The following is a 12,820-nucleotide window of genomic DNA, read 5'->3' as shown; positions in this document are numbered from 1 at the left end:
CGCTGCTTGCCCGGCCGGCTCTTTGCGGAGGTTTTGGTGGTTATGGGGGTTTTGGGGAACGTGCGGAAATTCGGAAACGAGGGTCAGCCTGAGGCCAGACACCTCGTTCCTCGCGGCGGGTGAGCACGAGCCAAGGCGTCTATGATCCCTATGATCCCCTATGCTTTTCCGGCCAGGGCGGCCGACGCGTGCATCTGTGTGAGCGTGCGATCCTAAACCGCCGACCTCTTTGCCCGCTCGGATGCAAGGTCTGTGACCTCTGCTGTTTGCCCCATGCACCATCGCGCCCAGGCCGCCATCATGGGCCGGCGCTCCTCAATCAGCGGGTCGCGCGCATAGGCGGCCCGCACCTTGTCCTTGTCGCTGTGCGCCAGGGCCTTCTCGCTCAGGTGATCTGCCCAGCCATGAGCCAAGGCCCAAGACTTAAAGGTTGCACGAAAGCCGTGGGGAACGATCGCCCGCCCCTCGACGTCGCGCCAGCGGGGAGGCTCGCCATCGGGGAGGCCATCGAAGCTCATGCCGCGTACCAGCATGGAAATGGTCATGTCGGATAAGGGCCGGCCCTTCCGCTGCCCGGGGAAGACAAGGCTGTCCCGCCCATCGGCCAACGGCTTCATCTTCTCGATCACTGCCTGGGCCTCAGCCGAGAGGGGCACATGGTGCGTTTTGCCGCCCTTCATCCGAGCCGCCTGCACTGTCCAAATCGCGGTGCTGTCGTTCAGTTCCTTCCATGGCATCTTCCGCACCTCACCGCTTCGGACGCCGGTAAGGATCGCAAGGCGAAGTGCGAGGGCAGCCAACCCCACGTGCCCCTCCAGCTCCGCCAGGAAGGCCGGCATCTGCTGCCAGGGGAGTGAGGGGAAGTTCTCGCCTTTGTCCTTCTCCCGACGAGCCGCAGCCTTCAGCTTCGTCGGTGTGCCGAGGACCTCGGAGAGGTGCCCGCGCCACGCCGCCGGGTTCAGGCCCCGCGGGCGGAGCCCCTTAGCGGCGGAATAGTCGATCACCGCTTCAATCCGCCCACGGACACGAGAGGCCGTCTCCGGGATCTTCGTCCATATCGGCTGAAGCGCGCGGAGCACGTGGCCGGTCTCGACTTCGGCAACGGGAACCGAGCCAAACACCGGGAACACATGGGCTTTCAACGTGGCAAGCCATTGGTCGCCGTGCTTCGGGTTCTTCCACTGCGATGATTTGGAGGTGTGCAGATCCTCGGCCGCATCCTGGAAGGATTTCGCCGCCGCAGCTTCCTTGCTGGCGGCCGCCTCAGCTTCCGCTCTGGCCAACAAGGGATCGGTGCCGGCCCTCAGCAACGGGCGCTGGGCCTCTGCCTTTATCCGGGCCTCCGCCAGCGTCACATCGGCAACCGCGCCCAGGCCCATCTCCCGGGCCTTGCCGGCCAGCATGTAGCGCAGGGTCCATTTTCCCATGCCCGGACCCGTCACCCGAAGGTAAAGCCCGCCGCCGTCGGCCGTAGCCCCGGGCTTGCCCCTCGCCACCAGCGCTTTGACGCCTGCCACCGTGAGCTTGCCAGCCATCCCAATCCGTCCCGGTCCACAAGGTGGTCCACAATTATCTTGTGGACTGATGGGGCGCAACGGGAATTAGCCCGGGACGGTTATCGGCAGGAATCTCGAAGGTTGAGGCCACGTAGCGATCAGCCTGGAACAATGCAGGACGAATGCATGGCAGACACCTCATCCGCCAGTTCGCAGGTTTCGCTCCGCTTCGCCGCTTTTTCGCTCCGGTTCGCGCAGCCCTTCGTTCCCAAGCGAAGGCGGGCGAAACCCAGGCGATGGAATTCACCTCCGCTCACTGGCTCCACACGGCGATTTTCGTTCATGGCGACGGCCTTCGGCCGCGCCAGCCGGTAGTGTTTTTGGTATGAGCGGCCGTCACTCGCCTCGATGCGGCAAGCGTAGGAAAGGTTTTCCGCAGGCAATGCTACTAAGAACCGTTTGAGAATCCCAGCGGGTCGGTTCGCGGCTCTTTTCCGCCCCCGGAGCGTCCCCGGACTTGCCGATGCAACCGGCATCGGCGCCTTCCCGGACGGAAAATGCCTCGCGAACCCTCCGCCGCCGGAATTCTCAAATGGTTTCTAAGTTCCTATTTTGTTCTTTACTAGTTTCCCATAATGATGCGGGATGTCTCTTCGGACACGGAGACCTCTCTTGGGTGGGCTTTCATCTGCTGCAATTCCAGACCGAATGGGAAATGCGCAAGGCCTCTCGACCCTCGCCAGAAGACCTCTACTGGGTAACGCCCCAAGCCCAAGCGGCGCACCGATGCCTTCGATCGTCGGGAGCGAAGCAGCCTCGTGCATGTGCGGAGCTACGTCAGAACAGTAGACGGCAAATCCGTGACCGTCTCAGCCCATACGCGTAGTGATCCCCCGGGGAGGGGAGCGGGACGCCGGTAGCTCTATCGCCATCGCTTACCGAAGAAGTGCTGCCTGCGACGCACAGCTTGTGCGTGATCAGCTGGCTGCGATGGCTTGAGGCAGTCAGGATCAAGGCGGTCGTGCTGGGCCAGCGCCATGGAACGTTACGCGCAATGTGGTCGCGGTGCTTACATCCCGCCGCTTGTAATCGGGAGATAACTCAGATGCCCAGCATCCCAAGTGACGACCTCACCGACGTCATCGCCTCCAGGATCATGGAGGTTGATGGCAAGCCACAATTCCATATCAGGATTGGCCGTCCGAAGCTTGCGCCGGAGGGCAGGTCCTGGTTTTGCGCTTACGAGATTACAGGCCCTCTGACGAGCCGAAAGGGGCGATTTGGCGGTGAGGATCCCATGCAGGCGCTGGTGAATGCGCTTTACTGCATTTCGGTTGACGTAGAGATTTGCGCTGAGAACGCGCAGCGAAGGTTGTCCTGGTTGGGCGACACGGAGGATTTTGGGTTCCCCTCACCGCCGATACGCTCCGCGCGTGAGGTCAACGGGCCGAAGTGATCCATCGCCATCTGTCGGGCCGCCCCTACACAAGGAACTGCTCGATAGGAGCGCAGAGACCATTGATAATCAGTCTCGCCCTGTCCGCCAGTTCATCAAGAATCGCCGCCCGGTTTTACGGGCGCCACGAACTCGCCCGGTCCGGCTTCTGACCGAGCCGGGCCTTTGCGGACGGAGCTACTCCCAGCAACCAATGAACATGGAGGTCGCGGTATAGATGACTTCGCCGGCCTCGGCCCTGATCGAGCAAGCAAAGAGTGCCCGATCCGAGATATAGCCGCGACGGCGAGCCAGCGTGTGAGCCATGTCGATCGCGTGGTCCCGAGCCTTCTCGCGGTCGGCGAACTCTGTGCCTTTCTCGTCACGGAGATGGGTCTCCCGTGCAATCATGTCGAAGAATTACCGCAACATGAAATATAGTTCTCGTGCTGCTATCCCAATTATAGATAGGAATTAGCCGACACTATTCTGACCTTCATCTTAGAGTACTTTTGGAAAATCTAGGATAATTGTTTCTGCGCAGTAGGATGTCGGGCCATGGCGATGAGGATCATGGCCTCGGAGACGTCGAGGCGCTGCTCATAGTCGCGCACGAGGCGGCGCCAGCGTGTCATCCAGCCGAAGGCGCGGTCCACGACCCAGCGCCGCGGCAGGACCTTGAAGCCAGGTTCGCTATCGCAGCGGCGGACGATCTCGACGGCGAAGTCGAGGAAGCCCGCTTTGTCCATGAGCTTCAGCCGGTCATAGGCGCCGTCGGCGAACATGTGCTTCACCCAGGGCCAGCGCTTGCGGATGCCGTTTAGGATCGTCTGGGCTCCGGCACTGTCAGAGATGTCGGCCGGCGTCAGGTTGACCATCAACAGCCGCCCGTCAGTATCGACCGCGATGTGCGCTTGCGGCCCAGAACCTTCTTGCCGGCGTCATAGCCTCGCCGGGCTCCGGCAGCCGGAGCCTTGACCGACTGGCTGTCGATGACCCCCGGCGGACGCGACGCGGGCAACTGGTTGCAGCAACCCGCAACCAAATCTGGTTGCACCATGGTTGCGAGAAAATCGAAGGATAGGCGCCGCCAATTATCCTTGCCGGGCGCCTCTCAGGGGTGCCCGTGTTGACAAAAGGAACGCATTTTCAGGTGTTTAGAAGAAATGGCGGAGGGGATGGGATTCGAACCCACGATAGGACTTGACATCCTATAACGGTTTAGCAAACCGCCGCCTTCGGCCACTCGGCCACCCCTCCGCAGGGCTTTGAAGTTCACACGACGTATGCGAAGCGGTTGATACAGGCGGTGATTGCCCCCGTCAAACGAGGCCTTCCGAGTCTCAGCTCAGCGCCACCTCGAAGCCCCTCGCCGTGCCCGGCCGCGCCATCATCCGCGCGTACCAGGCGCCGACATTCGGCAGATCGTCGAAGGGCACCAGGTGCCGCTCGTGCCGCCAGGCCCAGCCGAGGATGGCGAAGTCGGCGATGCTGGGCTCGCCCTCGGTCGCCACGAAGTCCCGCCCCGCCAGCCGCCGGTCCAGCACGCCGTAGAGCCGCTTCGTCTCCTTGTGGTAGCGGTTGAAGCCGTAGTCGCGCGCCGGCCCCTCCGGCTGCATCAGGAAGTGGTGCACCTGGCCGGGCATGGGGCCGAAGCCGCCCATCTGCCACATCAGCCACTCCATCACGGGGACGCGGGCGCGCAGGTCCTTCGGCATGAACTTCCCGGTCTTCTCGGCGAGGTAGTAGAGGATGGCGCCGCTCTCGAAGACGGTGATCATCTTTCCGTCCGGCCCGTCCGGATCCTTGATCGCGGGGATGCGGTTGTTGGGCGAGAACTCGAGGAAGCTCGGCGCGAACTGCTCGTCCTTGCCGATGTTCACGGTCTTCACCGTGTAGGGCAGCCCCATCTCCTCGAGCGCCACGCTGATCTTGCGACCATTGGGCGTGTTCCAGGTGTGCAACTCGATCGTCATGGACGTGCCTTTCCGCGGACAGGTGTTTCCACCACCTTATGGCTGGAACGCGCCACCCGGAAAGCCGGGCCCCGAAAGGATCACACGCCGATGCAGACACCCATCCGCCCCTCCGACGACGCGGTCGCGCGCATGCGCTACGACGCGGCCAGCCGCTCGGTGGTCGCGGCCTATCTGCTGTGGTTCTTCCTGGGCTACGGCGGCGCGCACCGGATGTACCTGGGCCGCTGGATCTCGGGGCTGCTCATGCTGGCGATCTTCGGCGTGTCGATGCTGCTGACGATCATCTTCATCGGCTACATCGGCCTCGGCGTCATCGGCATCTGGTGGCTCATCGATGCGCTGCTCATCCCTGGCATGGCCCAGCGCTACAACGACCGGCTGATCGACCGCATCGCGCGCTGACCTGTCCCGCGCTGAACTGTCATGGACCGGCGATGATTCCGTCGCGGCTTCCGGGGTGAAATCGGCCCATCCAACCTGCCGGAGGGCCAGAACATGTCTGACGTGAAGATCGAGATCGAAGGCGACAGCGACGCCGCCGTGGCGCTGGCGCTGCTGCGCATGATCGCCGTGGCCGAGGGCAAGGAGGAAGAGGGCGACCGCGGCTGGTACCTCGAGACCTACGCTGCCTGCCTCGCCGTCGTGCGCGACGCCGACGTGATGGACCTCGACGACGAGGATGAGGACGAAGAGGAAGAAGAAGAAGAAGAGGACGGCGAAGAGGGCGAGGAAGAAGAGGACGCCGAGCCCGAGGCTGCCGCGGAAGCGCCGGTCGAGGCCGAGCCCGCCAAGGCCTGAGCGCTCGTCCGCGCGTAAGGGGAGGGGCGGCCGCGAGGCCGACCCCTTTCTCGTATCAGCCCAGCTTCTTCTTCAGCACCTCGTTGACCAGGGCCGGGTTCCCTTTCCCAGCCATCGCCTTCATGGTCTGCCCCACGAAGAAGCCGAAGAGCCCCACCTTGCCGCCCTGATACTGCACGATCTTGTCGGCATTGGCCGCCAGCACCGCATCCACGGCGGCCTCGATCGCGCCGGTATCCGTCACCTGACGCAGCCCGCGCTTCTCCACGATCGAGGCCGGCGGCTCGTCCGCCTCCAGCATCGCCTCGAAGACCTCCTTGGCCAGTTTTCCCGAGAGCGTGCCATCCGCAATCAGGTCCAGCAGCGCGCCGAGGTTTTCGGCGCTCACCGGGCTGTCCGCAACCTCGCGCTTCAGGCGGTTGAGCGCCGCGAAGTAGTCGCCCGTCACCCAATTGGCGGCGACCTTCGCGTCGCGTCCCTTGGCCACGATCTCGAAGAAGGCCGCGGTCTCCTTCTCGATGGTCAGCACATGCGCGTCATAGGGCGAGAGGCCCAGCGCCACATAGCGGGCGCGCCGCGCGTCCGGCAGCTCCGGCAGACTGGCCTTGAGCTGGTCCACCCAGCTCTGTTCCAGCACCAGCGGAGGCAGGTCCGGGTCCGGGAAGTAGCGGTAGTCGTGCGCGTCCTCCTTCGATCGCATGGAGCGCGTGGTGCCGCGCGCCGTGTCGAAGAGCCGCGTCTCCTGCTCCACCGTGCCGCCGGATTCCCACACCTCGATCTGCCGCCGCGCCTCGGCCTCCACGGCCTGCATGACGAAGCGGACCGAGTTCACGTTCTTGATCTCGCAGCGGGTCCGGAACTCTTCGCCCGCCTTGCGGACCGAGACGTTCACGTCGGCGCGCATGGAGCCTTCGTCCATGTTGCCGTCGCAGGTGCCGAGGTAGCGCACGATCTGGCGCAGCTTGGCGAGATAGGCGCCGGCCTCATCAGGGGAGCGCATGTCGGGCTCGCTCACGATCTCCATGAGGGCGACGCCGGAGCGGTTGAGGTCGATGAAGGACTTGCTCGGGTGCTGGTCGTGCAGCGACTTGCCCGCGTCCTGCTCCAGGTGCAGGCGCGTGATGCCGATGTTCTTCGTCGCGCCGTCGGCCAGCGTGATCTCGATCACGCCCTCGCCGATGATCGGATCCTTGTACTGGCTGATCTGATAGCCCTGCGGCAGGTCGGCATAGAAGTAGTTCTTCCGATCGAAACGGGACCAGAGGTTCACCTTCGCGTTCAGCCCGAGGCCCGTGCGCACGGCCTGGGCCACGCACTCGCCGTTGATGACGGGCAGCATGCCGGGAAAGCCCGCATCCACGAAGCTGACCTGGCTGTTCGGCTCGGCGCCGAAGGCCGTGGCTGCGCCGGAAAAAAGCTTGGATTCCGACAGCACCTGCGCATGGACCTCGAGGCCCACGACGACTTCCCAAGGGCCGGTTTCCCCATCCAGCGTGTAGCTCATGCCATCACCTGCGGTTTGGCTGTGAAGTTGGCCGCGCGCTCCAGCGCGGCGCCGACGGCGAAGACCGTCTCCTCGTCGAAGGCCTTGCCGATGACCTGCAGCCCCAGCGGCAGCCCCTGCCCGTCCAGCCCGGCCGGCACCGCGATGCCCGGCAGCCCCGCGAGGTTCGCGGTCACGGTGAAGATGTCGTTGAGGTACATGTTGACCGGGTCGTCCTGCCGCTCGTCCATCGGGAATGCGGCAGTCGGCGTCGCCGGCGTCACGATCGCGTCGACCTTCTCCCAGGCCTCGGTGAAGTCGCGGGCAATGAGCGCACGGACCTTCTGGGCCTTGAGGTAGTAGGCGTCGTAGTAGCCCGCGCTCAGCACATAGGTGCCGATCATGATGCGCCGCCGCACCTCGGCGCCGAAGCCGGCCGCGCGGGTGCGCTCGTAGAGGTCGCGCAGGTCGGAATCCCGTTCCGCGCTGCGCAGGCCGAAGCGCACGCCGTCATAGCGCGCGAGGTTCGAGGAGGCCTCCGCCGGAGCCACCACATAATAGGTGGGCAGCGCGTATTTCGCGTGCGGCAGGCTGATCGGCACGATCTCCGCGCCCGCGTCGCGCAGCCAGGCGAGGCCCTGCTGCCACAGCGCCTCGATCTCCGGCGCCAGCCCCGGCAGGGTGTATTCTGCCGGCACGCCGATCCGCAGCCCCTTCACAGAGCGCGTGCAGGCCGCGGCGAAGTCGGGCACGGGCAGGTCGGCGCTGGTGCTGTCCTTCGGATCGAAGCCGGCCATGCTGCGCAAGAGGATCGCGCAGTCCTCGACATTGCGCGCCACCGGGCCCGCCTGGTCCAGCGAGCTCGCGAAGGCCACGATGCCCCAGCGCGAGCAGCGCCCATAGGTCGGCTTGATGCCCACGATGCCGCAGAAGGCCGCGGGCTGGCGGATGGAGCCGCCCGTGTCCGTCGCCGTCGCCCCCATGGCCAGCCGCGCCGCCACCGCCGCCGCCGAGCCGCCCGAGGAGCCTCCCGGCACCAGCCGCTTCGCCGGATCGTTGGCGCGCGACCAGGGGTTCTCCACCGGCCCGAAGGCGCTGGTGGTGTTGGACGAGCCCATGGCGAACTCGTCCAGGTTCAGCTTGCCCAGGAAGACCGCGCCATCGCGCTTGAGGTTGCCGCTGACGGTGCTCTCATAGGGCGGCACGAAGCCGTCCAGGATACGGCTGGCGGCCGTTGTCCGGGTTCCCTCCGTGCAGAAGAGGTCCTTGATGCCGAGAGGGATGCCCTCCAGCGCGCCGGCCTCGCCCTTGGCCCGGCGGGCGTCGGAGGCGCGCGCGGCCTCCATCGCCTTCTCGGCGGTCACGGTGATGTAGGCGTTGAGCCGCGGGTTGTGCGCCTCGATCGCCTTCACATAGGCCCCGGTGAGCTCGACGGAGCTGATCTCGCGGCGCTCCAGCGCGCGCAGCCCCTCGGCGATCGTGTAATCGGTCGGGCGCATCACTCCACCACCTTCGGCACGCCGAAATATTCGCCCTCGCGGTCGGGGGCGTTGCGCAGCACGGCCTCGGCCTGGCCGCCGTCGGTCACGGCGTCCTTCCGCCAGCGAAGATTCGAGGCGACAGGCGAGCCGCCGGCCATGGGCTCGACGCCATCGGTATTCACCGCCTGCAATTGCTCGATCCAGCCCAGGATGCCGTTGATCTCGGCCTGGAGCTTTTCAACTTCGGTCTCGTCCAGGCGCAGGCGGGCCAGATTGGCGACGCGGCGCACTGCCGCGGCATCGAGCGACATACCATCCACTTCCGTTCTTGAAGGGGGCGGACCATAAGGCCGGCCATGCCTCTCTTCAACATGGCCGATCTCCGCACCGCCCTGCCCCGCCATGCACGGGTGCTGGGGCTGGACCCGGGGGCGAAGGTGATCGGGGTGGCGCTGAGCGACGTCACGCTGATGCTGGCGAGCCCCTATGGCAGCCTGAAGCGGGGCAAGCTGAAGGTGAACGCGGCCGAGATCGCGGCGATCTGTGCGAAGGAGGGGGCTGGCGGCTTGGTGGTGGGCCTGCCGCTCTCCATGGACGGGACACGCGGACCGGCGGCACAGGCGGCGACGGACTGGGCCCTGGCGCTCTCCGAGGCCACCGGCCTGCCCGTCGCCATGTGGGACGAGCGGCTCTCCAGCGCCGCCGTGAACCGGGCGATGATCGAGGAAGCTGACCTCACCCGGAAGCGCCGGGCGGCTCACGTGGACGCGGCGGCGGCGGCCTACACCCTCCAGGCGGCCCTGGACGCGACTCGCCCCCGCTTGGAGGATGCCCCCCTGCCGCGCTATTGACCCGCGGCGGCAATGAAAGGCACCGGCAAGATGGCAAGGCGGGAATGAGCGGATTCTCCTACCCCATCCTCCCCACTGGCCATCTCCTCGCCATCGAGGGGCTGGAGCTCCCCCATATTTCCGCGCTTCTCGACCTCGCCGAGAGCTACGCGCTGCTCAACCGCCAGGGAAAGACCCAGCGCGACCTGCTGCGCGGCCGCACCCTCATCAACCTGTTCTTCGAGGACAGCACCCGCACCCGCACCAGCTTCGAGTTGGCCGGCAAGCGCCTCGGCGCAGACATCGTCAACATGTCCGTCTCCACCAGTAGCGTGAACAAGGGTGAGACGCTCCTGGACACCGCCTCCACGCTCAACGCCATGCACACCGACCTGCTGGTGATCCGCCACGCACAGTCCGGCGCCCCGGCGCTGCTGTCGCAGAAGGTCGACGCCGCCGTCATCAACGCCGGCGACGGCACGCACGAGCACCCCACCCAGGCCCTGCTCGACGCGCTCACCATCCGCCGCCGCAAGGGAAGGCTGGAGAACCTGATCGTCGCCATCTGCGGCGACGTGCTGCACTCCCGCGTCGCCCGCAGCAACATCCACCTGCTCTCGGCCATGGGCGCGCGCGTCCGCGTGGTCGGCCCGCCGACACTCATCCCCGCCGAATGCGCCCGCCTCGGCGTCGAGGTCTTCCACGACATGCGCGCCGGCCTCGACGGCGCCGACGTCGTCATGATGCTACGCCTGCAGAAGGAACGCATGAGCGGCGGCCTCGTCCCCTCGCCGCGCGAGTTCTTCCGCTTCTACGGCCTCGACGCGGCCAAGCTGGCCCATGCCAAGCCCGATTCCATCGTGATGCACCCCGGCCCGATGAACCGCGGCGTCGAGATCGACAGCGCCATCGCCGACGACCCCGAGCGCAGCGTCATCGGCGAGCAGGTGGAGATGGGCGTCGCCGTCCGCATGGCCGTGCTCGATATCCTCTCGCGCGACCTGCGGCGCAACGCGTGATGCCGCGCCTCGCGAAGCCCGAGGAGGCCTCGGTGCTGCGCACCCTCGTGCGCGACGCCTATGCCCATTACGTGCCGCGCCTCGGCCGCGAGCCGGCCCCCATGACAGACGACTACGCGGCGCGCATCGCCGCCGGCCAGGCCTGGATCGAGGAGCTGGACGGGGTGGCGATCGGCGCCCTGGTCCTGGAGGACACCGAGGACGGCCTGCTGCTCGACAACATTGCCGTGGCCGCCACGGTGCGCGGCAGGGGCTTCGGCAAGAAGCTGATGGACTTCGCCGAGACCGAGACGCGGCGCCGCGGCTATGACCGCATCCGGCTCTACACGAACGAGAAGATGGTCGAGAATATCGCGATGTACACGCGGCTGGGCTATGTCGAGACCCGCCGCGCCGAGCAGGCCGGCCACCGCCGCGTCTTCATGGAGAAGCGCCTCGCATGAAGCCACTGCTCATCACCAATGCCCGCCTGCTCGACCCCGCCTCCGGGCTGGATGCCATCGGTTCGGTGCTGATCCAGGACGGCCGCATCGCCAGCCTGAAGGGCACGCCCGCGGAGGGCGCGGATACGCTGGACGCCGCCGGCGCCTGCCTCTGCCCCGGCCTCGTGGACATGCGGGCCAGCATCGGCGAGCCCGGCGGCGAGCACCGCGAGACCATCGCCTCGGCCGCCCAGGCCGCGGCGGCCGGCGGCATCACCACCCTCGCCCTGCTGCCCGACACCCAGCCGGCGCTGGACGACCCCGCACTGGTCGAGTTCGTCATCCGCCGCGGCGAGGCCACCGGCAGCCTCACCCTCCTGCCCTATGCCGCCGCGACCAAGCATTGCGAGGGCAAGGACCTCTCGGAATTCGGCCTGCTGCGCGAGGCCGGCGCCATCGGCTTCAGCGACGGCAGCCGCGCCATCGGTAATGCCCGCACCATGCGGCTCGCGCTCTCCTATGCGCGCACCTTCGGCGCGATGATCGTGCAGCATCCGGAAGATCCGAGCCTCGCCGGCGCCGGCTCCGCCACCGAGGGCGAGCTGGCCACGCGACTTGGCCTGCCCGGCATCCCGGCCGCGGCCGAGGCGATCCTGGTCGCGCGCGACATCGCGCTGGCCCGGCTCACCTCCGGCCACGTGCATTTCGGCCATGTCAGCACGGCCGCCGCGCTCGAATTGATCCGCGCCGCCAAGGCCGAAGGCCTGAGCGTCACCTGCGACACGGCGCCGCCCTATTTCGACCTGAACGAGACGGCGATCGGCGACTACCGCACCTATGCCAAGCTCACGCCCCCGCTGCGGCGCGAGGAGGATCGGCTGGCCGTGGTCGCGGCGCTCGCCGACGGCACGATCGACGCCATCGCCTCCGACCACCAGCCGCGCGACGCCGACGACAAGCGGCTGCCTTTCGCCCAGGCCGAGGCCGGCGGAGTCGGCCTCGCGACCCTGCTCGGCATCACGCTCGCGCGGGTGCATGGCGAGGACCTGAAGCTGCTCGACGCGCTGGCCCTGCTGACCAGCCGTCCCGCGCGGCTGCTCGGCCTCGAATCCGGCCGGCTGGCCGAGGGCGCCTCCGCCGACCTCTGCCTCTTCTGGCTCGACCGCGGCTGGCAGGTGAAGGCGGGCACCCTCCCCGGCAAGGCCCAGAACTCGCCCTTCGACGGGCGCGCCCTGGAGGGCAAGGTCATGGCCACCTTCAAGGCCGGCCGCCGGGTCTTCGGCGCCTGATGCTCCCCGCCATCGCGATCCTCCTGGCGGCGCTGCTGGGCTCCATTCCCTTCGGGCTGCTGCTGACGCAGGCGGCCGGGCTCGGGGACGTCCGCAGCATCGGCTCGGGCAATATCGGCGCGACCAACGTCCTGCGGACCGGTAACAAGAAGCTGGCCGCCGCGACGCTGATCCTGGACATGCTCAAGGGCGCCGTGGCGGTCTGGCTGGCCGGCTGGATCGCCGGGCCGGAATGGGAGCCGGCGGCGGCTGTCGCCGCGGTGCTCGGCCACTGCTACCCGCCCTGGCTCGGCTTCAAGGGCGGCAAGGGGATGGCCACGGCGCTCGGGGTGATGCTCGGCCTCGCCTGGCCGATCTTCGTCGTCTCGGCGCTGACCTGGCTGGCCGTGGCGAAGATCACCAAGCGCTCTTCCGCCGGATCACTCTCGGCCATCGTGGTGGCGCCCATCGCGGCGCTGGTCTTCTCGACGCCGGGCGCGGCCCTCGGCCTGGTGGTCCTCGGCGCCGACGTGGTCTGGCGGCACAAGGGCAATATCCAGCGGCTGCTCGCGGGCACCGAGCCCCGCATCGGCGAAGGCAAGTAGACCC

Annotated in this window: 14 protein-coding genes, 1 tRNA gene and 1 pseudogene; 8 read left to right on the top strand and 8 right to left on the bottom strand. The window is 67.0% G+C overall.

Features of this window, described 5'->3' with window-relative positions:
• Positions 1-212: 212 nt before the first annotated feature.
• Positions 213-1,535 carry a tyrosine-type recombinase/integrase gene (locus AC1ROY_RS28535; protein WP_493152319.1) on the bottom strand — a complete coding sequence of 441 codons (1,323 nt, stop codon included), beginning with the start codon at positions 1,533-1,535 and terminating at the stop codon, positions 213-215.
• 1,015 nt (positions 1,536-2,550) lie between these two features.
• Between AC1ROY_RS28535 and AC1ROY_RS28530 the strand changes: the two genes are divergently transcribed.
• Positions 2,551-2,952 (top strand): DUF6968 family protein, encoded by a 402-nt coding sequence (locus tag AC1ROY_RS28530; protein ID WP_493152323.1) that lies wholly within the window; start codon positions 2,551-2,553, stop codon positions 2,950-2,952.
• 177 nt (positions 2,953-3,129) lie between these two features.
• On the opposite strand, the gene AC1ROY_RS28525 is transcribed toward AC1ROY_RS28530, so the two are convergent.
• The 4 genes and pseudogenes from AC1ROY_RS28525 to AC1ROY_RS28510 all read right to left on the bottom strand — a co-directional run bounded on the left by AC1ROY_RS28525 (position 3,130) and on the right by AC1ROY_RS28510 (position 4,907).
• Positions 3,130-3,342 carry a DUF6894 family protein gene (locus AC1ROY_RS28525; RefSeq protein ID WP_493152318.1) on the bottom strand — a complete coding sequence of 71 codons (213 nt, stop codon included), beginning with the start codon at positions 3,340-3,342 and terminating at the stop codon, positions 3,130-3,132.
• 85 nt (positions 3,343-3,427) lie between these two features.
• A pseudogene (locus AC1ROY_RS28520) lies at positions 3,428-3,946 on the bottom strand (IS5 family transposase); the annotation flags it as partial.
• Positions 3,947-4,098: 152 nt separating this feature from the next.
• A tRNA-Ser gene (locus AC1ROY_RS28515) sits at positions 4,099-4,191 on the bottom strand.
• An 83-nt stretch (positions 4,192-4,274) separates the two neighbouring features.
• Positions 4,275-4,907, bottom strand: a complete 633-nt coding sequence (locus tag AC1ROY_RS28510) for a glutathione S-transferase family protein (RefSeq protein ID WP_493152317.1) — start codon at positions 4,905-4,907, stop codon at positions 4,275-4,277.
• 90 nt (positions 4,908-4,997) lie between these two features.
• On the opposite strand from AC1ROY_RS28510, the gene AC1ROY_RS28505 reads away from it, so the two are divergent.
• Together AC1ROY_RS28505 and AC1ROY_RS28500 are read left to right on the top strand one after the other, a co-directional pair.
• A complete protein-coding gene (locus tag AC1ROY_RS28505; RefSeq protein ID WP_493152316.1) occupies positions 4,998-5,312 on the top strand; it encodes a TM2 domain-containing protein in 315 nt (104 codons plus the stop codon).
• Between the two features lie 102 nt (positions 5,313-5,414).
• Positions 5,415-5,708, top strand: a complete 294-nt coding sequence (locus AC1ROY_RS28500; protein WP_493152315.1) for a hypothetical protein — start codon at positions 5,415-5,417, stop codon at positions 5,706-5,708.
• Between the two features lie 55 nt (positions 5,709-5,763).
• Here the strand turns inward: AC1ROY_RS28500 and gatB are convergent, their stop codons facing one another.
• Genes gatB through gatC form a run of 3 tightly spaced genes read right to left on the bottom strand, consistent with a single transcriptional unit; the run spans position 5,764 to position 8,983 of the window.
• Positions 5,764-7,212, bottom strand: coding sequence for an Asp-tRNA(Asn)/Glu-tRNA(Gln) amidotransferase subunit GatB (gene gatB, locus AC1ROY_RS28495; protein WP_493152314.1), 1,449 nt, complete (start codon positions 7,210-7,212; stop codon positions 5,764-5,766).
• Positions 7,209-8,690 (bottom strand): Asp-tRNA(Asn)/Glu-tRNA(Gln) amidotransferase subunit GatA, encoded by a 1,482-nt coding sequence (gene gatA, locus AC1ROY_RS28490; protein ID WP_493152313.1) that lies wholly within the window; start codon positions 8,688-8,690, stop codon positions 7,209-7,211. Before gatA ends, gatB begins: the two co-directional genes overlap by 4 nt.
• Positions 8,690-8,983, bottom strand: coding sequence for an Asp-tRNA(Asn)/Glu-tRNA(Gln) amidotransferase subunit GatC (gatC, locus tag AC1ROY_RS28485; protein WP_493152312.1), 294 nt, complete (start codon positions 8,981-8,983; stop codon positions 8,690-8,692). The genes gatA and gatC overlap by 1 nt, the downstream gene beginning before the upstream one ends.
• Before the next feature lie 45 nt (positions 8,984-9,028).
• On the opposite strand from gatC, the gene ruvX reads away from it, so the two are divergent.
• From ruvX to plsY, 5 genes are read left to right on the top strand one after another with little or no spacing between them, the layout of a single operon-like run.
• On the top strand, positions 9,029-9,523 hold the full coding sequence (ruvX, locus tag AC1ROY_RS28480; RefSeq protein WP_493152311.1) for a Holliday junction resolvase RuvX: 495 nt from the start codon (positions 9,029-9,031) through the stop codon (positions 9,521-9,523).
• Between the two features lie 44 nt (positions 9,524-9,567).
• Positions 9,568-10,521 (top strand): aspartate carbamoyltransferase catalytic subunit, encoded by a 954-nt coding sequence (locus AC1ROY_RS28475; protein ID WP_493152310.1) that lies wholly within the window; start codon positions 9,568-9,570, stop codon positions 10,519-10,521.
• Positions 10,521-10,964 carry a GNAT family N-acetyltransferase gene (locus AC1ROY_RS28470; RefSeq protein WP_493152309.1) on the top strand — a complete coding sequence of 148 codons (444 nt, stop codon included), beginning with the start codon at positions 10,521-10,523 and terminating at the stop codon, positions 10,962-10,964. Before AC1ROY_RS28475 ends, AC1ROY_RS28470 begins: the two co-directional genes overlap by 1 nt.
• Positions 10,961-12,232, top strand: a complete 1,272-nt coding sequence (gene pyrC / locus AC1ROY_RS28465; protein ID WP_493152308.1) for a dihydroorotase — start codon at positions 10,961-10,963, stop codon at positions 12,230-12,232. The genes AC1ROY_RS28470 and pyrC overlap by 4 nt, the downstream gene beginning before the upstream one ends.
• Positions 12,232-12,816, top strand: a complete 585-nt coding sequence (gene plsY, locus AC1ROY_RS28460) for a glycerol-3-phosphate 1-O-acyltransferase PlsY (protein ID WP_493152307.1) — start codon at positions 12,232-12,234, stop codon at positions 12,814-12,816. The genes pyrC and plsY overlap by 1 nt, the downstream gene beginning before the upstream one ends.
• Positions 12,817-12,820: the final 4 nt, after the last annotated feature.

The sequence above is a fragment of the Roseococcus sp. GW821-FHT12F05 genome, from assembly GCF_058806835.1.
The sequence above is the reverse complement of the archived record's forward strand: the minus strand, read 5'-3'. Positions and strand labels throughout refer to the sequence as shown.